We start from the raw sequence: 21,616 nt of genomic DNA, 5'->3' as shown, positions 1-21,616 counted from the left end.
ATTTATGATAATGAGTATAACATTAGCATAGCAAAAAAGATATAATAAGATACTTATGAGATATGTTTTTTTACTTATTAGAATTATTATTTTTACTTATAAAAATAAGTGAGTTTGAGTAGTCTTCTTTATTATTTATATTCATAAATTCATCATCATTTTGGAATTCAATCATTTTTGTATTATTATTTTTTAGTAAATAACCTATTTTATGTATATCGGATTTTATCATTGTATTAATACTTTCACTTATATTAGATGAAAATACTCCACATAAATTGTGAACTTTTTCTGTTTTTGCAACACAAATATCTACATGCTTTGAATCATTAATTAATTTTGAAATTGACTCTAATGAAACAAAAGGAGTGTCAACAGTTATAATAAAAACTTTTTGATTATTTAATTCTTTAAATATAGTTTGTAAAGCTAAAATTGGCGAAAAAATATCTTTATTTTCATCAAAAATAATTTTTTCATTATTTATAAAATCAAACTTATTAATTTTTGAAGAAAGATAAATATTTTTAAAATAAGGTTTTAATCTATCATACTGATATTGAGTAAGAGATTTTGAAGAGGCAAAGGGAAGAAGAGATTTATCTTCTCCCATTCGAGAGCTTTTCCCTCCACATAAAATTACACAGGTAATTTCAAAGAATGGAGGATTTGTCATATTATAAACTTCTAGGATCTGTAATATATCCAGAAATAGCAGATGCTGCTGCAACTGCACTATTTGCTAAATAAATTTTTGAAGATCTTGATCCCATTCTTCCAACAAAGTTTCTATTTGTTGTAGAGATACAAACTTCACCATCACCTAAAATACCCATATATCCACCTAAACATGCTCCACAAGTTGGATTTGATACAACTGCACCTGCATCAACTAATATATCAATATATCCAGCTTTTTGTGCATCTCTTAGAATTTTTTGAGTTCCAGGAGTTACTATTAATCTTACATGTCGTGCTACTTTTTTACCTTCTAAAATTTCAGCTGCAACTTTAAAATCTGATAATCTTCCATTAGTACAAGATCCAATAAATACTTGGTCAACTTTGATATCATCAATTACAGCTTGATTTACAGAGTGTCCATTTGATGGTAAGAAAGGATATGCAATTACAGGATTTAATGCTTCAACATCAATTTCAATCACTTGACAATATATAGCATCAGCATCTGAATAATGAATTTTTGGCTCTGCTCTTAATCCATTGTTATTTGCACCAACAGTATCTAAAAATTCTTTTGTAACATCATCATATGCAACAATACCATTTTTAGCTCCTGCTTCAATTGCCATATTACATAATGAAAACCTATCATCCATACTTAAGTAAGCAATTGTATCACCTGTGAATTCTAAAGCTTTATATAAAGCTCCATCAACACCTAAAATTCTAATTATTTCTAAAATTAAATCTTTTCCAGTTACATAAGGACCTGGTTTTCCTTTGAATACAACTTTAATTGATTCAGGAACTTTAAACCAGTTACCACCTGTAATCATTCCAAAAGAGATATCTGTACTTCCCATACCTGTAGAAAATGCACCTAAAGCTCCATGTGTACATGTATGTGAATCTGCACCAATAATAACATCACCTGGTAATACTAAACCTTTTTCAGGTAAAAGCGCATGCTCAATTCCCATATCTTTTTCATCAAAGAAATATTTTAAATTATGTTTATAAGCAAAATCTCTTGATATTTTTGCTTGATTTGCTGATGCAATATCTTTTGCTGGAATAAAGTGATCAAGAACAATTGCAAAACCTTCTGGATTTACAAGTTTTTCAAAACCACCATCTTCAAATGCTTTAATAGAAATTGGAGTTGTAATATCATTTCCAATTACCATATCAATCGGACTTCTAACTATTTCTCCTGCATATACTTCTTTTCCTACATGCTCACTAAAAATCTTTTCTGTTATTGTTTGACCCATTTCAATTTTCCTGTCATTTCTAATATTTCTTGGATTATAGCTAAATTAATTTTAAGCTACAAATCTAAGATTTGATGTTTTTTTGCTTTTTTTCTTCTCTTATTTGTTTTATTTGCTTATAAATAATCAAAGCAACTGCCATATTTATTATCACATCAGCTATATTAAATATAGCAAATTCAAAACCATAATGCCAATAAAAATAATCTACTACACCACCATAGGTAAACCTATCTAGGATATTTGATAGTCCACCTGCATATAAAAGTGCAATAGATAAATAATACTCATCAAAAACATCTTTGTTTTTTAATAAGTAAATTGTTGCAATTACTATAATTAAAAGTTGAATATATTTTAAATTATGTTCCAAAAATGAAAACATTGAAAAAGCAACTCCATAATTATATGCCAATTTTAATGACATATAAGGACCGTCTACATCCCAAGCTAAATTAGCAAAGCCATATTTAACAACTTGATCTAATATAAAAATTGTTATAAATAAATATATTGCTATTACTAATTTCTTTTTCATAATACCTTTTTGAAAAATGCTATTAAAGTTTCCATACTTTCTTCAACATCTTTTTTCTTTTTACCTTCAAGAAGTAATCTAATTTTGTTTTCTGTTCCAGAGTATCTAATTAAATCTCTAATTCCTTTTTCTCTAATAGGTTTTAAAATAGCTTCTAAACCTTCTAGTTTATCAAGAGGAATTTTTTCAGTTACTTTCATATTATGTAAAATTTGTGGATATAAAGAAAAAGGATTTAATACTTCACTAGCTTTCTTACCTGATTTTAAAACTAAAGCTAAAACTTGTAAAGCAGATGCTAATCCATCTCCTGTTTTTGCAACATCAGAGAAAATAATATGTCCACTTTGCTCACCACCAAAGTTTATACCTTTTGCTTGCATAACTTCAAGAACATATTTATCCCCTACATCTGATCTATATAATTCTATTTTATCTTTTGCTAAATAATCTTCTAAAGCTTTATTTGACATTACAGTAGCAACGCAAGCATTACCTTGAAGTAATTTTCTCTCATTTAAATATTTACATAAAGCACCAATTAGTTTGTCTCCATCAACGATTTCACCTTTATCATCAATTACTACTAATCTATCTGCATCGCCATCAAGTGCTAAACCAATATCAGCTCTATACTCACGTACTAATTTTGCAGTAGCTTCTGGATGCATAGCCCCACAATTTTCATTAATATTAAATCCATTTGGTTTATTATTAATTACAATTACGTCAGCACCTAATTCTTCTAAAATAGTAGGTCCAACTTTATAAGCAGCACCATTTGCACAGTCAAGAACTATTCTTAGTCCATGAAGAGATAAATCTTTTGGAAATGAACTTTTTATTGAAACAATATATCTTCCAATTACATCATCGATTCTTTTTGAAGCTCCAATATCTCTACCTGTTACTTGCTCATTTATCATTGCGTCATTATCATTAAATATATCTTCAATTGCTTTTTCACAAGCAACACTTAACTTGTTTCCATGATTATCAAAAAATTTGATACCATTATCTTCATAAGGATTGTGTGAGGCCGAAATCATAATTCCTGCATCACATCTCATTGACTCTGTTAAATATGCAATTGCAGGTGTTGGCATTGGACCAATTTGAATTACATCATAACCAACAGCTGTTAAACCACTTACAAGTGCATTTTCTATCATATAACCACTTCGTCTTGTGTCTTTCCCCACAAGAATTTTCTTAGTTGTTGAATGTTTTCTAAAATAAATGCCTGCAGCTTTAGCTAATTTTAGCACTGTCATGGCATCTAAAAAATCACCAGCTTTCCCTCTAACTCCATCAGTTCCGAATAGTTTCATTAAATCTTCCTAAAATTAAACTTTGTTTAAGATACTTTAGGTAATATTCTACCCTTAAAAATTTTACAAAGAGGTTAAATAAAATGGCAAATCACAAATCTTCTGAAAAAAGAGCAAGACAGACTGCAGTTAAAACTGAAAGAAATAGATTTTATAAAACTAGAATCAAAAATGTTACAAAAAATGTATTAGCAGCAATCGAATCAGCTGATAAAGAAAAAGCAATCGAAACAATGAAAACTGCAAACAAATATTTACACCATTGTGTATCTAAAGGTGTTCTTAAAAAAGAAACTGCATCAAGAAAAGTTGGTAGATTACAAATCAAAGTTAACGCTATATAATTTGAATATAAACTAAAATATATATATGTTAAAAAACAGATTACTACCATTTATTAATAGACACGAAGAGATCAATAATTTATTGATGGCTCCTGATATTACAAATGATATAAAAAGAATGACTGATCTTTCTAAAGAGCAGTCTAACATGCAACCTATTGTTACTAAAGCAAGAGAGTATATTAAGTTAATGGATGACATTGACGAAAATAAATCTATGTTAGATGATCCAGAACTTGGAGAATTAGCAAAAGAAGAACTTAAAGAATTAGAAACAAGAAAACCTATCTTAGAAGATGAAATTAAATTCTTAATGATTCCAAAAGATCCTAATGACGATAAAAATATTTATTTAGAGTTAAGAGCAGGTGCAGGTGGCGATGAAGCTGCTATCTTTGTTGGTGACCTTTTCAGAGGTTATTTAAGATATGCAGAAAACAATAATTGGAAAGTTGAAATCATGAGCTCTAGTGAGAGTGAATCTGGTGGATATAAGGAAGTTGTAATTCTAGTTAAAGGTGACCATGTTTATTCGAAGTTAAAATTCGAAGGTGGTACACATAGAGTTCAAAGAGTTCCTGCAACAGAATCACAAGGTAGAGTTCATACATCAGCAATAACTGTAGCAGTTATGCCAGAAGTTGATGATGTAGAAGTTGAAATTGATCCAAATGATTTAAAAATTGATGTTATGAGAGCCAGTGGTAATGGTGGTCAATCTGTAAATACTACAGATTCAGCCGTTAGAATCACTCATATTCCTTCTGGAATTGTAGTTACCAACCAGGATCAAAAGTCTCAACATAAAAACAAAGATAGAGCTATGAAAGTTTTAAAAGCTAAACTTTGCGATATTGAGACTCAAAAGAAAATGGAATCAGAAGGTGCTACTAGAAAAGAACAAGTTGGTACTGGTGATAGAAGTGGAAGAATTAGAACATATAATTATCCACAAAATAGAATCAGTGATCATCGAATCACCTTGACTTTATATAGACTTGATTACATCATGAATGATGGTCTATTTGATGAAGTAATTGATCCTCTTATTGCTGATCATCAATCTAGACTTATCGAGGCTAATGGATTATAATCCATTAGCTTTTTTTAATATGATTGAACTAAACAAAACTTATACACACTACAAGAACAAAGAATCTTACACTACTTTATACTTTTGCAAAATCCAAGAAAATGATATTTGGGTAAATGCAATAGTTTATAAACCAAATAATTGTGAAGAACTATTCGTAAGAGCTTACAAAGAATTTGAAGAAAAATTCACTAAATCAAATAAATAAGCTATAATTATTAACTCACTCAGAATATCTTGAGTAACCAAAATGTAACCAGAAATCATTAAACTTTCAACATAAAAAATTTATGGAGAAAAATATGACATTCAAAAAAACATCTATGGCTTTATTCGCAAGTGCTTTATTAGCAACAACTTTATCTGCAAGAGATCAAATTAAAATCGTTGGTTCTTCAACTGTTTATCCTTTTTCATCTTCAGTAGCTGAAGAATTTGGTGCAACTACAAAATTCCCAACTCCAGTTGTTGAATCAACAGGTACAGGTGGAGGTATGAAATTATTTTGTGCTGGAAATGATATAGATACTCCTGATATTACTAATGCATCAAGAAGAATGAAAGACAAAGAATTTACAATGTGTCAAGAAAATGGTGTAACTGATATCACTGAAGCTATTATTGGATTTGATGGAATTGCAATTTCTCAATCTGCAAGTGTAAAAGCTTTTAACGTAACAAAAGCTCAATTAGCATTGGCAGTTGCAGCAGAAGTTCCATCAACTGATGGAAAATCATTAATTGCAAATCCATATAAAAAATGGTCAGATATTGATGCATCTTTACCAGAAAGAGAAATTATTGTTTATGGACCACCAAAATCTTCAGGAACTAGAGATTCATTCGAAGAATTAGTATTACAACATGTTTTTGAAAAAATGGATGTTTATACAAACCTTTATAAAGCTGATGAAAAAGCTAACAAAAAATATAAAGCTTATTCTGTAATTAGAACTGATGGTGTTTATGTTGAATCTGGAGAAAATGACAACTTAATCGTTCAAAAATTAACAAAAAATGAAGCTGCTATCGGTATTTTTGGTTACTCATTCTTAGAAGAGAATAAAGATAAAGTTGTTGGATTAAGTATTGATAATACAATGCCTACAGCTGAAACTATCTCTTCTGGTAAATACCCAATTGCAAGATCTATGTTTTTCTATATCAAAAATTCACATGCAAAAGATGTTAAACCTTTAAATGATTATACAAACTTATTTATGTCTGAGAAAATGATTGGAAAAGATGGAATTTTAAAAGAATTAGGTCTTATTGTTTTACCTGATGATGTTAGAAGTGCTGCTAGAACAAAAGTTATGAATAATGAGAAATTAACTTTAGAAGCTTTAAAACACTAAAAATAAAGGAGAGAAACTCTCTTCTTTATTAAAAAAATTCAACAACAAATTTTATTATTAAGTTTTTATCTGTTTACGCGAACGAAGAGATAAGGGCTTAATAATAAAATTATTAAGGTATATATGCAAAAGTGGAATGAAATAATTGCAAAACTAGACTATGCCTTTCAACCTATTATTTATTCTCATACAGGGAAGATTTACGCTGTTGAAGCTTTAGTTAGAGGTGTTCAAAATATAGATGGATTAAATTGTATTGATGATTTATTCGATAAAGCATTTAATGATGATTTCTTATATGAATTAGACTTACAACTAAGAGAAAAAGCAATTAGTAAATTTTCAAATATTGAAATCGAAAATCTGAAAATATTTTATAATTTAGACAATAGAATAATTTACAATAAAAAATATACTCAAGGTAATACAGCAAAGATTTTAGACAAATATAAATTAGATAAAAATAGAATCTGTTTTGAACTAAGTGAAAAAGGTACAGCAATAGAGCAAAATGCCCTTTCATCTATGATTCAAAAATATAAAGAAAGTGGATATTCAATAGCTATTGATGATTTTGGTATTGGTGTATCTGGACTTAAACTTTTATATTTTAGTGAAGCACATGTAATAAAACTAGATAGATTCTTTATTACAAATATTGATCAGGATTCAAAGAAAAAACTATTTTGTTCATCAATAATTGAAATGGCCCATATAATGGGAATGCAAGTAATCGCAGAAGGTATTGAAACTGCAAAAGAATTTTATACTTGCAAAGATATTGGAGCTGATTTTATTCAAGGATATTTAGTACAATATCCTACTTTAGATATTAATGAAATTAAAAACATATATCCAAATATAGTAAGTCTTATAAATGATGATAAAAGAGCAAATGGAAATGCCTCAATAGACAGTGAATTTATTGAATCTATTATTGCTCTTGATATTAATACTTCTTTATATAATTTATTTGTTCACTTCAAAGAAGATACAAAGAATAATTTTGTTCCAATTGTAGATGACTTTGAAAACTTTTTAGGAATAATCTATGAAAGTGATATAAAGAAAATTTCATATTCACAATATGGATTATCACTTGCACAAAATATGACATACTCTTCATCTTTGATTAAATATATCAAACCAGCACTTAGTGTTGAAATATCGTGGGGTATTGACAAAATTCTAGAAATGTATAATCTCAAATCAAAAGATTCTTTAGGTATATTTATCACACAATCAGGTAAATACAAAGGATTTATAAATTTAAATTCACTACTTACCTTATCTTATAAGAGAAATATTGAAATTGCTACTAATCAAAATCCTCTTACAAAGTTACCAGGTAATAATCAAATTGAGAAATATATAGAGAAAACTCTAAAGAAAAATCAAAAGAATATTACTCATATTATATATTTTGATTTTAATGATTTTAAACCTTTTAATGATATTTATGGATTTAGACAAGGAGATCGTGCTATTTTAATTTTCTCAGAACTATTACAAAAAAGATACCCTAAAGATGCTTTTATTGCTCATATTGGGGGAGATGACTTTTTTGTTGGATTAAAAGATCATAAATATCAAGATATTTTAAATCTAACTCAAGAAGTTCAAAAAGAGTTTAAATCAACAGCTGAAAATATCTACAAAAAAACAGATAAAGAAAATGGCTTTATATTATCTAAAGATAGATTTAATATGGAAAGAAGGTTTGACTTATTATCTGTATCAGCTGCAATTATTGAGATAAATTCTAAGTCAAATATCTCCAATTTTGACAATACTCTTAACATACTAAAAAAAGCTTCTAAAGGTTCAAGAGAACCTATTTCTAGCATACTTTAATTTCCATGTAACCATACTGTAATCAAGTTCTTCTAGACTTTCATTAAATTTAATACAAAGGCAAAGGTATTGAGCACTTTTGAATCTAGAAAAAAACAGAGAGAACTTAATGAAAAACTAATTAAATTTGCTTTAATTGGTGCTGCTGCTATTTCAATTTTAACTACATTTGGAATTTTATTTTCAATATTATTTGAGGCAATTGAGTTCTTTAAACTTAGAAGTTTTTGGTATTTTATAACAGGAACCGTATGGTCTCCAGGTGTTATAGGAAGCCAATTTGGTGCACTTCCAATTTTCGCAGGTACTTTTGTAATTACAATTATTGCATTAGCAGTTGCGATTCCTATTGGATTAGGAAGTGCTATTTATATGAGTGAATATGCAAGTCCAAAAGTAAGAGATTATTTAAAGCCAATGCTAGAAGTATTAGCAGGTATTCCAACAGTTGTTTATGGTTTCTTTGCCGCAATTACTGTTGCACCATTAGTTGTAAAAATTGCTGAATCTGTAGGGCTTGAAGCTACATTTAACTCAGCGCTTGCATCTGGAATTGTAATGGGAATTATGATTATTCCTGTTATTTCATCACTTTCAGATGATGTTATAAGAGCAGTTCCAGATAGTCAAAGAAAAGCAGCTTTTGGACTTGGGATGACACATGGTGAAACTATTAGAAACATTGTTTTACCATCTGCAATGCCAGGAATTATTTCAGCTTCACTTCTTGGTCTGTCAAAAGCATTGGGTGAAACAATGATTGTTGTTATGGCAGCAGGTTTAAGACCAAATCTTTCTTGGAATCCACTTGAAGATATGACAACTGTAACAGTTACTATTGTTAATTCATTGGTTGGAGATTTTGAGTTTAATTCACCTGAAACTCTTTCTGCATTTGCTTTAGGACTTATCCTATTCATCGTTACATTAATTCTAAATATGATTTCATTATCTCTTATTAGAAAATTTAAAGAAAAATATAAAGTGAACACATTATGATTAAAAGAAAAAAGAAAAATAAACAAGATAATCCATTTTATGACCCAGCATTAAAAGCAAGACATGCTAGTGCAAATAGATTTAAAAAGTTTACATTAACTTCATTAATCTTTTCTATTGCATTTTTAGCTTTCTTTTTATTTGATATAGTTGGAAAAGGTCTTCCTGCTTTTAATGTAGCTTATATAAAAGTTGATGTAACTTATAATGAAAGCACACTAGCAGATAGTAGATATGCTGTTGAAAGTAAATATAGAAACGTTGTTTCAAGAGCTTGGTTAAGAGATGTACCAAATTTTGTAAAACAAAATCCAGAATTAATGAATACTACAAAAGAAACTTGGGTTCTAGCAGACGATCAAGTTGATCAATATCTTAAAGGTCATTATAATAAACTAAAAAGTAAAAATATTGCTTTAGTTGATGAACTATATGCTCAAGGTTTGATTGAAAAAAGATTTAATACAGTTTTCTTTACAAATGGAGATTCAAAAATTCCTGAATATGCAGGTTTATATTCTGCAATGATAGGTTCAGTTTTAACTTTGATTATCACTATGATTGTTGCCTTTCCAATTGGAGTAATGACAGCAATTTATTTAGAAGAGTTTGCAGGTGATAATAAATTTACAAGATTTATTGAAATAAACATCAATAATCTTGCAGCAATACCTTCTATTTTATTTGGTCTTTTAGGACTTGCTATTTTCATTAATCTTTTTGGAATGCCAAGAAGCTCACCTTTAGTTGGAGGTTTAACACTTGCACTTATGACACTACCTATTATAATAGTTAGTTCACGAGCAGCTTTAAGAGCCGTTCCAGATAGTATAAGACAAGCTGGATATGGATTAGGATTAAATAAAATTCAAGTGACACGTGACCATGTTTTACCTTTAGCATTTCCAGGTGTATTAACAGGTTCTATTATTGGTTTAGCACAGGCGATGGGAGAAACAGCTCCATTGATTATTATAGGAATGATTGCATTTATTCCAGATGCTCCAACAATGGTAACACAAGCAGCAACTGTTATGCCCGCACAGTTATTTACATGGGCTGGGATGCCAGAGGGTACTTATATAGAAAAAACAGCAGCTGGTATTATGGTATTATTAACAATACTAATTTCATTAAATGCAATAGCAATTTATTTAAGAAAAAAATTCGAAGTTAAATGGTAAGAAGGAAAAATTAAAATGATAATAAATGATAACAAAATTAAAATAGACGTAAAAAACTTAAATTTATTTTATGGAACAAATCAAGCTTTGTTTGATATTACGGCTAGTTTATATGAAAATAAAATAACAGCATTAATAGGTCCTTCAGGATGTGGAAAATCTACGTTTTTAAGATGTATAAATAGAATGAATGACTTAATCCCAATCGTTAAGATTGATGGTTCAATTGTAATTGATAATAAAAACATCTATGATAAAGATGTTGATGAAGTAAGTGTTAGAAAAAGAATAGGAATGGTTTTTCAACAACCTAACCCTTTTCCTAAATCAATCTATGACAATGTGGCTTATGCTCCATTAAAACATGGAATTGTAAAAAAAGGTAAAGAGTGTGATGAATTAGTAGAAACATCTCTTATTAAATCGGGACTTTGGAATGAAGTAAAAGATAAATTAAATCAACCAGGAACATCACTTTCAGGAGGTCAACAACAAAGACTTTGTATTGCAAGAACTATTGCAATTAAACCACAAGTTATATTAATGGATGAGCCTACATCTGCACTTGACCCTATTAGTACTGAAAAAATTGAAGCTTTAATGCTTGAATTAAAAAATGATTATACCATTATTACAGTTACTCATAATATGCAACAAGCAGCAAGAGTTGCAGATTATACAGCCTTTTTTCACTTAGGTAAATTGATTGAGTATGATGAAACAGAAACTATTTTTGTTAATCCACATAATAAAAAAACAGAAGATTATATTACAGGGAGATTTGGATAATGTTAAAGCCTTATGAGCAAAAATTACAAAATATAAAAGATGAAATCCTAAAAGTAGGAACAGAAGTTGTTGAATCATTAGAATTATGCCTAAAAGCATTAAAAGATAATAATATCAACGATTTAAAAAATATTGAAATTACTGAAAAAAAGTTACAAATCAAATCAAATGAAATTGATAATTTAATTGTAACAACTTTAGCTTTATATTCACCAGAAGCAACAGATTTAAGACAGTTGGTTTCATTTTTAAAGATTACAAATGAATTAGTAAGAACAGGTTCAAATGCAAAAGATTTTGCAAAACAATTTAAAAAATCATTTAGTGAAGATTTAAATACGAGTACAATTTTAGAATATGCAATTCCTTTATTAAAATCTGCATTATTGTCATTACAAACATCAATATCAATTATTGATGAAACAAACTCTAAACATATTGAAGAAAAATATCATAGAGTTATAGTTGAAGAGAGTAAAACAGATGATTTATATCTAATGGTTGAAAAAAATATTTTAAAACTAATCTCTAAAAATTTAGACTTATCAAAAGAATATTTTGACATATTAAGTGCTTTAAGAAGACTGGAGAAAATAGCTGATAGAGCTGTATCTATAGCTAATCTATTACAGTTTGCTCAAGTTGGAGGAGATATAGTACAATCATAATTTTTATGATATACTTTAGGAATGAAAAAAGCTATAAATAAAATAAAAAACTACTTTAGCACAAACTTCGAGGTACTAGCTGCAACAATAATTTTTATGGGAATTCTTGTTGCAGGTATAGATTTCTATAAAGCAATTATCCTGATGTTAGAATTTATTGTTATTATGGAAGTTGTAAAAATGATTTCAGATTTTATTAAAAGAGAAACTTTACGACTAAGATATGTAATTGATATTTTTATCATTTTTTTAATTAGAGATGTTATTATTCTAACAACAAATAAGAATAGAGACTATTTTGATATATCTTTTTTATTATTTGTAATTTTTGTCTTTTTCATATTTAGAATACTTGCAATCAAATTCTCACCAGGCATTATTAAAATTTCTAAAGATACAGTAATCGAATATGATGATGATAGACCTAGTAAAACAATTCAAACAACAAAAGAGTCAAATTCGAATGAATAATAAACTTATATTAATAATAGAAGATGAAGAAGATATTTTAGAATTACTTGAATATACACTTCAAAAAGAAGGTTATGAAACAATAGGTTTTTTAACTATTGATAATAACGTAAGAAAAGTATTAGATGAAGAACAAATTGATTTAATACTAATGGATAGAAACCTTCCAGGAATTGAAGGAACTACTTTTATAAATGAAATAAAAAAACAAGGTTATTCTAATCCTGTTATTTATGTAACTGCTAAAGATAATGATGAAGATATAATAGAAGGTTTTGATTCACATGCTGATGATTATATAACAAAACCATTTAACTTAAAAGAATTAATTGCAAGAGTAAAAGCCGTTATAAAAAGAACTTCTCATGATATTGAAATTTTAAAAGTAAAAGATATAGTTTACAAAGCATCAAATAAAAAATTTTATATTGATAATGATGAAATAGACTTAACTCACCTTGAGCATGATTTATTATTAGAATTTGTAAAAAACAAAGATATTTTAATGTCACGAGAGCATTTATTAAATAGTGTATGGAAAGACTCTTTTGATAAAAAAGTTAAAACTGTAAATGTGGCAATAAAAAGATTAAAAGCAAAAATCGATCCTGATGGAACAAAAGAGTATATTAAATCAGTTAGAGGGGAAGGTTATATTTTTTGTTAAAGATTCATCAACTTTTTTTTAGAACATATATTTCAATATTTTTTGCAATCCTAATTACATTAAGTCTTTTAATATATTTTTGGACAAAGAATCTTTATCTTGATCAAATAGAAAAAAATCTTATTCAAAATATTGATACCTTATCCATTGTGTTAAAAGATAAGCAAGATATTCACAATATTACAAACATTGTTGAAGAATTGCACTCTAAATTAAACTTAAGAATTACAATCATTGCTGAAGATGGAGAGGTAATTGCTGAAAGTGACAAAGATATTTCAAAAATAAAAAATCATGCAAATAGAGTAGAAATCATTCAAGCAAGAAATGTAGGCTTAGGAAAAGATACTAGATTATCTGATACTGTAAAAAAAGATTTAATTTATGTTGCAAAAAAAACCATTATTGAGAATAAAATATATTTTATTAGAATGGCTGATTATACGGATAAAATAAATAATCAATTTACAAAACTTTCTCTTGAGATATTTTCATTTATTACATTTTTCTTAATAATAGTTTTTATAGCAACATATTTTATTAGTTTAAGAATAAAAAAAGAGACTGATACAATCTTATATTTTTTAACACAATTATCAAATAAAAAACAATCTTTTACACTGAATTCAGATTATACATACGAATTTAATAAAATTGCTAAATTACTAAATAAAGTAGGTGAAAAACTCCAAAAGAAAGAAAAACAAAAAGCAAAACAAACAGCAAAATTAAAACTTGCTAATAGACAAAAAGATGAAATAATTTCAGCATTATCCCATGAATTTAAAAATCCAATTGCAATTATTTCAGGTTATAGTGAAACCATTTTGAATGATGAGCAAATGCCTCAGCCCATGAAAGAAAAATTTTTAAATAAAATTCATACAAATGCAAATAAAATGTCACAAATAATTGATAAGCTAAGGCTCACGCTAAAACTAGAAGAAGGTAAACAAGAAATATTGCTATTGCCTTGTTCTATTAAAACTTTAGTTGAAAATTGTATAAGTGATTTAAATGATAAATATAAAAATAGAGAGATTAAAATTTCAGGAGATGATATAACTTTAAAAGTTGATGAAACTCTAATTTCCATGGCAATATCTAACTTAATTGAAAATGCTTTAAAATACTCAGAGGATGATGTTACAGTTGAAATTTCTCAAAATTCAATTTGTATCATTGATAAAGGTATTGGAATAGAAGAACTTGAATTAGAAAATATAAATCACAAATTTTATAGGGTATCAAATAATGGTTGGAATAATTCCCTAGGTCTTGGACTATTTATTGTACAAGCTGTTCTTTCTTTACATAATTTTAGCCTTGAAATTAGCTCAGAATTTGGAAAAGGTTCTAAATTTTGCATAAAATATTAATATATACTTAATTTAAGTAATAATTAAGTATTACTACACTATTATTCCACCTCATTAAAAAAGCGGAGAAAATAAATGAAATTTACTCAAATGGCACATGCTAACGAAATCGAAAGAGATTGGATAGTAGTTGATGCAACTGATAAAGTATTCGGAAGAATTATTACAGAAGTTGCTACTATCTTAAGAGGGAAAAACAAACCTTGTTTTACACCAAATGTAGACTGCGGAGATTTTGTTGTTATTATAAATGCATCAAAAGCAAAATTTTCTGGTAAAAAATTAGAAACTAAAAATTACTTTACACACTCAGGTTATTTTGGTAGTACAAAAACTCACAAAATGTCTGAAATGTTTGAAAAGAATCCAGAAAAATTATATAAACTAGCTGCTAGAGGTATGCTTCCAAAAACAACTCTTGGAAAAGCTATGTTAAAAAAATTAAAAGTATACGCAGGTAGCGAACACCCTCATACTGCGCAAATTAAAGGATAAGAGTAATGGCAAAAGTATACGCAACTGGAAGAAGAAAAACAGCTGTAGCTAAAGTATGGCTAGAAAATGGTAATGGTCAATTAACAATTAATGGTGTATCTTTAGACGCATGGCTTGGTGGTCATGAATCAATCAAAAAAAGAGTTATGCAACCATTAAATGTTTCTAAACAAGAAACTTCTGTAAACATTGTAGTAAAAACTCTTGGTGGTGGATATTCTGCACAAGCTGATGCTGCAAGACACGGAATTTCAAGAGCATTAGTTGCTTTTGATGAGCAGTTCAGAGCTGTGTTAAAACCATTTGGTTTATTAACAAGAGATTCTAGATCTGTTGAAAGAAAAAAATTCGGAAAGAAAAAAGCAAGAAAATCTTCTCAATTCTCAAAAAGATAATTGGTATTTTCGAAGAGTATTTCTTACTGTTCTCAAAAAAAGGAGCGACTTTGTTGCTCCTTTTTTTATGCACTTTTTTATGCTTATTTATATAAAAAAACTATACAATACCCTATGAAATTATTAACCTACTATTTATTACTTATTACATACCTTAGTGCAAGCACATTGAATCTATCAATGAGTTCAAGTCCTAGTCGATTAAATCCTATATTAGCAAACGATAGTGCTAGTAGTGAAATATCTGATTGGCTTTTTAATGGCTTATTTAAATATGATAAAAATGGAAATCATACAGTTGATTTAGCGCAATCATATGAATTTGAAACACCAACAAAACTTATTATAAAACTTAGAAACAATGTTTTATGGCATGATGGAGTAAAATTTACTTCAAAAGATGTTGTATTTACTTATGAAAAAATAATTGATCCAAAAGTATTTAATTCTATTAAATCAAATTTTCAAGAAGTACAAAGTGTAAAAGCAATAGATGACTTTACACTTGAAATAATCTATAAACAACCTTACTTTAAAGCAATTGAAACTTGGATGGTTGGAATATTACCTTATCATCTTTTAAAAGATGAAGAAAATCTAATGACAAGCTCTTTTAATAAAAATCCAATAGGAACAGGTTCATATAAACTAAAAGAGTTTAAAACAGCTCAAGATATAGAACTAATTGCAAATGAGAACTATTTTGAAGGAATTCCAAAAATTGATAAGATTTTATATCAATTTCTTCCTGATCCTAATACTTCATTTTTATATCTAAAACAAAAGAAACTAGATATTGGAGGATTAACTCCCATTCAAATTGATAGACAAATTGATGATGATTTTAAAAATAAATTTACAATAATTCAAAAACCTAGTTTTGCTTATACATATTTAGGATTTAATTTAAATAATGAGAAATTTAAAGATTTACGAATTAGACAAGCATTATCTTTAGCAATAGATAGACAAGAATTAGTTGATATCTTATTTTTTGGTTATGGAAAAATATGTAATGGACCTTTTTTACCAGACTCTTTTGCATATAATGAAAAAATTAAACCAATTACTCAAAATATAGAAAAAGCAAAAGAGCTACTAAAAGAGCTTGGTTATGATGAAAACAATCCTTTTACATTTGAAGTTGTTACAAATACCGGAAATGATACAAGAATTAATACAGCACAAATTTTACAATATCAGCTTGAAAAAGTAGGTGTTAAAATGACAATAAGAGTTATGGAATGGCAAGCGTTTTTAAATACTGTTGTTCATCCAAAAAAATTTGATGCAGTAATTCTTGGCTGGTCTTTAGGCTTAATGCCAGATGCTTATCCATTGTGGCATAGTTCAAGTGATAAACTGGGTGGATTTAATTTAGTATCATATAAAAATGAGAAAGTTGATAAATTAATTGAAGATGGAATAAACACAATAAATAGAGAGGAATTAGGAAAAATATATAAAGAAATCTTTAAAATCATTTCTGATGATTTACCATATTTATTTTTATATATTCCAGATGGAATCACAGTAGTTAATAAAGAAATAAAAAATGTAGAACCAAGTTTCATTGGTATTATGCATAACCAAAAAGATTGGGAATTAGAACAATAAATAATTGCATTGAAGGAAAAATAAAATATGAGTAAAAATAAAATAATACTTTTTGATTTAGATGGAACATTAATCGAATCAACAGATGCAATCATCTCAACTTTTTTGCATACATTTAAAGAGTTAGATTTTGATTTTAAATATTCTATAGATGATATTAAATCATTAATTGGTTATCCACTTGATATCATGTACAAAGAATTAGGTGTTGAAGATGAAAAAGTTTGGGAATTTGTTAATTCATATAAAAATAGATATAGAGTTATTTCAAAAGAACAAACAACACTTTTAGAAAATGCTCTTGAAGCGGTACAACTAGCATCTCAAATAGGAAGAGTTAGTGTAGTTACAACAAAAACAAGAATGTATACTATGCCTTTACTTGAGCATTTTGGAATAGCACATTTTTTTGAGATAGTTACAGGTAGAGAAAATGTAGAAAATCCAAAACCACATCCTGAACCTATTTTAATAACTCTTGAACAAATGAATTACAATAAAGATTTACATGATGTTTGGATGATAGGAGATACAAAACTTGATTTGATTGCTGCAAATGCTGCTAATGTGAATTCAATTGGTCTTTTATGTGGATATGGTGAAGAACTTGAGTTAAGAGAATATACAAATTTTATTCAAAAAGATGCATTCAGTGCCATTAATTTCCTTAAAAATCTAAAAAATCAAAATTAAAATACTTTAAATACTAATTAAATATAGCTTAACTTATGTTGTTAGCTACTTTATAATATATTTAATTAAGTTTTTACTCCTATAATTATTTTAAGTTTAATTATTTCATTATATTATAAAGAACGTCTATTTTTTGGTATTTGAAGATATATGATATTCTTTTTATTTTTTACATTTTTTCGAAAAAATAATCTTTTTACTAAGAATCAGTGTCTCAAAAAGTTACATGAATTTCATTTTATATTAAATAAAAGTACCTTATAAGTTAAGATTATCTATAATACTACAGACTAATTAAATTTTTTAAGTCAAATTTAATATTAATTAAGGAGCCACTATGTTAGAAATTAGATGGCATAGCCGTGCAGGTCAAGGTGCTGTAACAGGTGCTAAGGGTCTTGGATCAATTGTTGCCGAATCTGGTAAACAAGTACAAGCATTTGCATTCTATGGTTCAGCTAAAAGAGGTGCGTCAATGACAGCCTACAATAGAATAGACGATAAAGTAATTTTAAACCACGAAAAATATATGAGTCCAGATTATGTATTTATACTTGATCCAGGTCTTGCTTTAACAGATGATTTTACTGCTAATGGTAAAGATACAACAAAATATATTATTACAACACACCTTAGCAAAGAAGAATTAATATCTTTAGTTCCTGAATTAGAAGATATTAAAGACAGAGTATTTATTCTTGACTGTTTTCAAATAGCAAGAGATACTATTGGAAAAGCTATTCCTAATACTCCAATGCTTGGAGCATTTATGAAAGTTAGTGGAATGTACGAATTAGATTATTTCAAAGAAAAAATGGTAAGTGTTTTAAAAAAATTACCACCAAATTTGATTGAAGCTAATATGGTAGCAATCCAAAGAGCTTACGACGAAGTTCAGTAGAAGGATAAAAAATGAGTAAACCAATTAATGAAATGGGATGGGATGAGTTAGTACCTGGTGCTGCTCTTTACACATTCGATGGAAATATAGATTATAATATTGCAGATATTCAACCAGAAGATAGAATGTATTCAGAAACTAGTTCAAAAAGTATGTCTGTTGGGGACTGGAGAGTTATAAAACCAGTTTGGAATTCTGAAACTTGTATTGACTGTCAAAATTGCTGGATATTCTGTCCAGATACATCGATTATCGCTAGAAATAAAGAGATGAAAGGTGTAGATTATGAACACTGTAAAGGATGTGGATTATGTGTAAGTGTTTGTCCTACAAATCCAAAATCTCTTTTAATGTTCAATGAGTTTGAAACAGTGGAAGATGCACTTTCACAATGGCCTGAGAAAAAAAAGAAAGGTGAATAAGTATGAATAAAAGAGTAATGGAATTAAAAAAAGTAGAAGTTTGGGATGGAAACATGGCAAACTCTCAAGCTTTAAGACAAGCTGATGTAGATGTTATTGCTGCTTATCCTATTACACCTTCAACGGCTACTGTTGAAAATTACTGTATGTTCCATGCAAATGGATATGTTGATGGTGAAGTAATTATGACTGAATCTGAACATGCTGCTATGTCTGCATGTGTTGGAGCAGGAGCTGCTGGAGGAAGAGTTGCAACTGCTACTTCTTCTCAAGGTTTAGCACTTATGATTGAAGTTTTATACCAAGCATCTGGAATGAGAATTCCTGTTGTTTTATGTTTAGTTAATAGAGCATTAGCAGCACCTTTAAATGTAAATGGTGACCACTCTGACTTATACTTAACAAGAGATTCAGGATGGATTTCAATTGATGCATTTAATCCTCAAGAAGCTTATGATATGACTTTAATGTCATTTAAAATTTCTGAGCATCCAGCTGTTAGATTACCTGTTATTTCTAATCAAGATGGATTTATGACTTCTCATACTGCACAAAATGTTACACCTTTAGAAGATAAAGTTGCATGTGATTTTGTAGGACCTTACTTACAAGTAAATGCCTTATTAAATTTTGACAAACCGGTAACTCATGGTGTACAAACTGAGCAAGATTGGCATTTTGAACATAAAGCAAAACAACATGCTGCATTAATGGGTTCTAAAAAAGTTATCTTAGAAACATTTGCACAATTTAAAGAATTAACAGGTAGAGAATATAAACTTGTTGAATCTTATGGAATGGAAGATGCAGATGTTGCAATCGTTTGTTTAGGTTCTACATTTGAAACAGCTATGCTAGCTATTGATCAAATCAAAGAGGAAGAAGGTATTAAAGTTGGTGTTGTTGCACCTAGAGTATTTAGACCTTTCCCTCTTGAAGAAGTTGCAGAGGCTTTACAAAATGTTAAAGCAGTTGCTTGTATGGATAGATCAGCTCCTGGAGGAACTGTTGGGGCTTTATTTAATGAAGTTTCTGGTGCATTAATTAATTCACCTGCACGACCAACAGTATCTAACTTAATCTATGGATTAGGTGGTAGAGATATGACAGTTGCATCATTAAAAAATATTTTTAAAACATTAGATAAAGAAGCAAAAGACGGTAAACTAGCTGGAAAAATCCAAAGATTTGTTGGAGTAAGAGGTCCAGAACTTAGCTTTTATGAAGCGCAAGGAGTACAAAAATGAGTAGTGCATTAGTTAATACACAAAAAGAAATTAAAAATCTTAAAGCATTCTCAACAGCTGCTGAAAGATTTGAAGGTTCACACCTTTTATGTCCAGGTTGTGCTCACTCTATTATTGTAAGAGAAGTTTTAAATGCTACTAATGATAACCTAGTAGTATCAGCTTCTACAGGATGTTTAGAAGTTTGTACAGCTATTTATCCTCATACTTCATGGGATTGTTCTTGGATTCATATTGGATTTGAAAACTCTTCAACTGCAATGGCAGGTGTTGAAACTATGAATAAAGCATTAAGAAACAAAGGAAGAATAAGTGAAGATACTCCTCAACCAAAATTTGTAACTTTTGGTGGAGATGGTTCAACTTACGATATTGGATTCCAATGGATTTCAGGTTGTTTTGAAAGAGGACATGACTTTATGTATGTTTGTTTAGACAACGAAGTTTACGCAAATACAGGAGGTCAAAGATCATCTTCAACTCCTATTGGTTCAAGTACAACAACTGCACCAGCTGGAACTCACTCTTATGGTGAGAAAAGACAGAAAAAAGATATTATTTCAATTATGGCAGCACATGGTTCACCTTATGTTGCACAAGTTGCTCCAAATAAATGGAAAGATATGGTTAAAAAAATCCAAAGAGGTTTTGATACAAAAGGGCCTGTATTTATAAATGCAATGTCTGCATGTACAACTGAGTGGAAATTTGCCCCAAATCAAACTATTGAAGTTTCTGATTTAGCAGTTGATTCTTTAGTTTTCCCATTATATGAAATTATTGATGGAAGAGAATTAAACATCACTTATAGACCAAAAAACATTGTTCCAGTTAGAGATTATTTAGGTGCACAACCAAGATTTAAACATTTATTTAAACCTGAATATGAGTACTTAATTGAAGAATGGCAAAAAAGAATCGACGAAAGATGGGCATTCTTACAAAAAAGAGAAGAAATTAGAATGTAATTAATTAAATGAAAGAGAAATAGGAACTTTTTTAAAGATTCTGTTTTTCTTACATTTATACTACATTTTTTTTTACTACTATAATCTTGTCTATTTAAAATTCCCTCCTGTTTTTTTTATACGACTTACAATAAATACTAACAATTTTTCCTATTCCCATTTCATATTTTTGCCTCCTATTTGAAATGGGGATTTTCTTCTAAATTTCAAAATCTTTTATTTATTTTATTTTTCTTACATTTTTT

Annotated in this window: 24 protein-coding genes; 20 read left to right on the top strand and 4 right to left on the bottom strand. The window is 28.4% G+C overall.

Annotation, left to right across the window (positions count from 1 at the left end):
* Nucleotides 1-70 precede the first annotated feature (70 nt).
* The 4 genes from mobA to glmM form a co-directional block, all read right to left on the bottom strand.
* Nucleotides 71-676, bottom strand: a complete 606-nt coding sequence (gene mobA / locus AACT_RS01295; protein WP_172124253.1) for a molybdenum cofactor guanylyltransferase MobA — start codon at nucleotides 674-676, stop codon at nucleotides 71-73.
* Between the two features lies 1 nt (nucleotide 677).
* Complete coding sequence (locus AACT_RS01290; RefSeq protein ID WP_172124251.1) at nucleotides 678-1,958, bottom strand: 3-isopropylmalate dehydratase large subunit; 1,281 nt, start codon at nucleotides 1,956-1,958, stop codon at nucleotides 678-680.
* Between the two features lie 64 nt (nucleotides 1,959-2,022).
* On the bottom strand, nucleotides 2,023-2,496 hold the full coding sequence (gene lspA, locus AACT_RS01285) for a signal peptidase II (RefSeq protein WP_172124249.1): 474 nt from the start codon (nucleotides 2,494-2,496) through the stop codon (nucleotides 2,023-2,025).
* Nucleotides 2,493-3,827, bottom strand: coding sequence for a phosphoglucosamine mutase (glmM, locus tag AACT_RS01280; RefSeq protein WP_172124247.1), 1,335 nt, complete (start codon nucleotides 3,825-3,827; stop codon nucleotides 2,493-2,495). The genes lspA and glmM overlap by 4 nt, the downstream gene beginning before the upstream one ends.
* A gap of 83 nt (nucleotides 3,828-3,910) precedes the next feature.
* On the opposite strand from glmM, the gene rpsT reads away from it, so the two are divergent.
* From rpsT to AACT_RS01180, 20 genes are all read left to right on the top strand, one after another.
* Nucleotides 3,911-4,171, top strand: coding sequence for a 30S ribosomal protein S20 (gene rpsT / locus AACT_RS01275; RefSeq protein ID WP_172124245.1), 261 nt, complete (start codon nucleotides 3,911-3,913; stop codon nucleotides 4,169-4,171).
* Between the two features lie 25 nt (nucleotides 4,172-4,196).
* Entirely contained in the window at nucleotides 4,197-5,264 is a 1,068-nt protein-coding gene (gene prfA, locus AACT_RS01270) for a peptide chain release factor 1 (protein WP_172124243.1), read from the top strand.
* A complete protein-coding gene (locus AACT_RS01265; RefSeq protein WP_172124241.1) occupies nucleotides 5,254-5,472 on the top strand; it encodes a DUF1653 domain-containing protein in 219 nt (72 codons plus the stop codon). The genes prfA and AACT_RS01265 overlap by 11 nt, the downstream gene beginning before the upstream one ends.
* 94 nt (nucleotides 5,473-5,566) lie before the next feature.
* Complete coding sequence (locus AACT_RS01260) at nucleotides 5,567-6,622, top strand: substrate-binding domain-containing protein (RefSeq protein ID WP_172124239.1); 1,056 nt, start codon at nucleotides 5,567-5,569, stop codon at nucleotides 6,620-6,622.
* A gap of 123 nt (nucleotides 6,623-6,745) precedes the next feature.
* Nucleotides 6,746-8,476, top strand: a complete 1,731-nt coding sequence (locus tag AACT_RS01255; RefSeq protein ID WP_172124237.1) for a GGDEF domain-containing protein — start codon at nucleotides 6,746-6,748, stop codon at nucleotides 8,474-8,476.
* A 69-nt stretch (nucleotides 8,477-8,545) separates the two neighbouring features.
* Nucleotides 8,546-9,475: a phosphate ABC transporter permease subunit PstC gene (pstC, locus tag AACT_RS01250; RefSeq protein WP_172124235.1), complete on the top strand. Its 930-nt coding sequence runs from the start codon at nucleotides 8,546-8,548 to the stop codon at nucleotides 9,473-9,475.
* The gene (gene pstA / locus AACT_RS01245) at nucleotides 9,472-10,659 is read left to right on the top strand and encodes a phosphate ABC transporter permease PstA (RefSeq protein ID WP_172124233.1); all 1,188 of its coding nucleotides are present in this window, start codon (nucleotides 9,472-9,474) and stop codon (nucleotides 10,657-10,659) included. The genes pstC and pstA overlap by 4 nt, the downstream gene beginning before the upstream one ends.
* Nucleotides 10,660-10,674: 15 nt before the next feature.
* Entirely contained in the window at nucleotides 10,675-11,448 is a 774-nt protein-coding gene (gene pstB, locus AACT_RS01240; RefSeq protein ID WP_172124231.1) for a phosphate ABC transporter ATP-binding protein PstB, read from the top strand.
* Nucleotides 11,448-12,116, top strand: coding sequence for a phosphate signaling complex PhoU family protein (locus AACT_RS01235; RefSeq protein WP_172124229.1), 669 nt, complete (start codon nucleotides 11,448-11,450; stop codon nucleotides 12,114-12,116). The genes pstB and AACT_RS01235 overlap by 1 nt, the downstream gene beginning before the upstream one ends.
* A 21-nt stretch (nucleotides 12,117-12,137) precedes the next feature.
* Nucleotides 12,138-12,587 (top strand): phosphate-starvation-inducible PsiE family protein, encoded by a 450-nt coding sequence (locus tag AACT_RS01230; RefSeq protein WP_172124227.1) that lies wholly within the window; start codon nucleotides 12,138-12,140, stop codon nucleotides 12,585-12,587.
* Nucleotides 12,580-13,254: a response regulator transcription factor gene (locus AACT_RS01225; protein WP_172124225.1), complete on the top strand. Its 675-nt coding sequence runs from the start codon at nucleotides 12,580-12,582 to the stop codon at nucleotides 13,252-13,254. Before AACT_RS01230 ends, AACT_RS01225 begins: the two co-directional genes overlap by 8 nt.
* A complete protein-coding gene (locus AACT_RS01220; RefSeq protein ID WP_172124223.1) occupies nucleotides 13,248-14,633 on the top strand; it encodes a sensor histidine kinase in 1,386 nt (461 codons plus the stop codon). Before AACT_RS01225 ends, AACT_RS01220 begins: the two co-directional genes overlap by 7 nt.
* A gap of 75 nt (nucleotides 14,634-14,708) precedes the next feature.
* Nucleotides 14,709-15,128 (top strand): 50S ribosomal protein L13, encoded by a 420-nt coding sequence (gene rplM, locus AACT_RS01215; protein ID WP_172124221.1) that lies wholly within the window; start codon nucleotides 14,709-14,711, stop codon nucleotides 15,126-15,128.
* 5 nt (nucleotides 15,129-15,133) lie between these two features.
* Complete coding sequence (gene rpsI, locus AACT_RS01210; protein ID WP_172124219.1) at nucleotides 15,134-15,523, top strand: 30S ribosomal protein S9; 390 nt, start codon at nucleotides 15,134-15,136, stop codon at nucleotides 15,521-15,523.
* A 114-nt stretch (nucleotides 15,524-15,637) separates the two neighbouring features.
* On the top strand, nucleotides 15,638-17,140 hold the full coding sequence (locus AACT_RS01205) for a peptide-binding protein (protein WP_172124217.1): 1,503 nt from the start codon (nucleotides 15,638-15,640) through the stop codon (nucleotides 17,138-17,140).
* Nucleotides 17,141-17,167: 27 nt separating this feature from the next.
* A complete protein-coding gene (locus AACT_RS01200) occupies nucleotides 17,168-17,833 on the top strand; it encodes an HAD family hydrolase (protein WP_172124215.1) in 666 nt (221 codons plus the stop codon).
* Between the two features lie 337 nt (nucleotides 17,834-18,170).
* Entirely contained in the window at nucleotides 18,171-18,734 is a 564-nt protein-coding gene (locus AACT_RS01195; RefSeq protein ID WP_172124213.1) for a pyruvate flavodoxin oxidoreductase subunit gamma, read from the top strand.
* Nucleotides 18,735-18,745: 11 nt separating this feature from the next.
* Nucleotides 18,746-19,156 carry a 4Fe-4S dicluster-binding protein gene (locus AACT_RS01190; RefSeq protein ID WP_172124211.1) on the top strand — a complete coding sequence of 137 codons (411 nt, stop codon included), beginning with the start codon at nucleotides 18,746-18,748 and terminating at the stop codon, nucleotides 19,154-19,156.
* 2 nt (nucleotides 19,157-19,158) lie between these two features.
* The gene (locus tag AACT_RS01185) at nucleotides 19,159-20,403 is read left to right on the top strand and encodes a 2-oxoacid:ferredoxin oxidoreductase subunit alpha (protein ID WP_172124209.1); all 1,245 of its coding nucleotides are present in this window, start codon (nucleotides 19,159-19,161) and stop codon (nucleotides 20,401-20,403) included.
* Nucleotides 20,400-21,371, top strand: a complete 972-nt coding sequence (locus AACT_RS01180) for a thiamine pyrophosphate-dependent enzyme (RefSeq protein WP_172124207.1) — start codon at nucleotides 20,400-20,402, stop codon at nucleotides 21,369-21,371. Before AACT_RS01185 ends, AACT_RS01180 begins: the two co-directional genes overlap by 4 nt.
* The last annotated feature ends 245 nt before the right edge of the window (nucleotides 21,372-21,616 follow it).

It is taken from the genome of Arcobacter acticola, assembly GCF_013177675.1.
Classification (GTDB): domain Bacteria; phylum Campylobacterota; class Campylobacteria; order Campylobacterales; family Arcobacteraceae; genus Aliarcobacter; species Aliarcobacter acticola.
The sequence above is the reverse complement of the archived record's forward strand: the minus strand, read 5'-3'. Positions and strand labels throughout refer to the sequence as shown.

Excerpts from the sequence above, each read along its gene's own strand:
- mobA (WP_172124253.1), bottom strand. The coding sequence starts at position 676 with ATGACAAATCCTCCATTCTTTGAAATTACCTGTGTAATTTTATGTGGA.
- AACT_RS01290 (WP_172124251.1), bottom strand. The coding sequence starts at position 1,958 with ATGGGTCAAACAATAACAGAAAAGATTTTTAGTGAGCATGTAGGAAAA.
- lspA (WP_172124249.1), bottom strand. The coding sequence starts at position 2,496 with ATGAAAAAGAAATTAGTAATAGCAATATATTTATTTATAACAATTTTT.
- glmM (WP_172124247.1), bottom strand. The coding sequence starts at position 3,827 with ATGAAACTATTCGGAACTGATGGAGTTAGAGGGAAAGCTGGTGATTTT.
- rpsT (WP_172124245.1), top strand. The coding sequence starts at position 3,911 with ATGGCAAATCACAAATCTTCTGAAAAAAGAGCAAGACAGACTGCAGTT.
- prfA (WP_172124243.1), top strand. The coding sequence starts at position 4,197 with ATGTTAAAAAACAGATTACTACCATTTATTAATAGACACGAAGAGATC.
- AACT_RS01265 (WP_172124241.1), top strand. The coding sequence starts at position 5,254 with ATGGATTATAATCCATTAGCTTTTTTTAATATGATTGAACTAAACAAA.
- AACT_RS01260 (WP_172124239.1), top strand. The coding sequence starts at position 5,567 with ATGACATTCAAAAAAACATCTATGGCTTTATTCGCAAGTGCTTTATTA.
- AACT_RS01255 (WP_172124237.1), top strand. The coding sequence starts at position 6,746 with ATGCAAAAGTGGAATGAAATAATTGCAAAACTAGACTATGCCTTTCAA.
- pstA (WP_172124233.1), top strand. The coding sequence starts at position 9,472 with ATGATTAAAAGAAAAAAGAAAAATAAACAAGATAATCCATTTTATGAC.
- pstB (WP_172124231.1), top strand. The coding sequence starts at position 10,675 with ATGATAATAAATGATAACAAAATTAAAATAGACGTAAAAAACTTAAAT.
- AACT_RS01235 (WP_172124229.1), top strand. The coding sequence starts at position 11,448 with ATGTTAAAGCCTTATGAGCAAAAATTACAAAATATAAAAGATGAAATC.
- AACT_RS01230 (WP_172124227.1), top strand. The coding sequence starts at position 12,138 with ATGAAAAAAGCTATAAATAAAATAAAAAACTACTTTAGCACAAACTTC.
- AACT_RS01225 (WP_172124225.1), top strand. The coding sequence starts at position 12,580 with ATGAATAATAAACTTATATTAATAATAGAAGATGAAGAAGATATTTTA.
- rplM (WP_172124221.1), top strand. The coding sequence starts at position 14,709 with ATGAAATTTACTCAAATGGCACATGCTAACGAAATCGAAAGAGATTGG.
- rpsI (WP_172124219.1), top strand. The coding sequence starts at position 15,134 with ATGGCAAAAGTATACGCAACTGGAAGAAGAAAAACAGCTGTAGCTAAA.
- AACT_RS01205 (WP_172124217.1), top strand. The coding sequence starts at position 15,638 with ATGAAATTATTAACCTACTATTTATTACTTATTACATACCTTAGTGCA.
- AACT_RS01200 (WP_172124215.1), top strand. The coding sequence starts at position 17,168 with ATGAGTAAAAATAAAATAATACTTTTTGATTTAGATGGAACATTAATC.
- AACT_RS01195 (WP_172124213.1), top strand. The coding sequence starts at position 18,171 with ATGTTAGAAATTAGATGGCATAGCCGTGCAGGTCAAGGTGCTGTAACA.
- AACT_RS01190 (WP_172124211.1), top strand. The coding sequence starts at position 18,746 with ATGAGTAAACCAATTAATGAAATGGGATGGGATGAGTTAGTACCTGGT.
- AACT_RS01185 (WP_172124209.1), top strand. The coding sequence starts at position 19,159 with ATGAATAAAAGAGTAATGGAATTAAAAAAAGTAGAAGTTTGGGATGGA.
- AACT_RS01180 (WP_172124207.1), top strand. The coding sequence starts at position 20,400 with ATGAGTAGTGCATTAGTTAATACACAAAAAGAAATTAAAAATCTTAAA.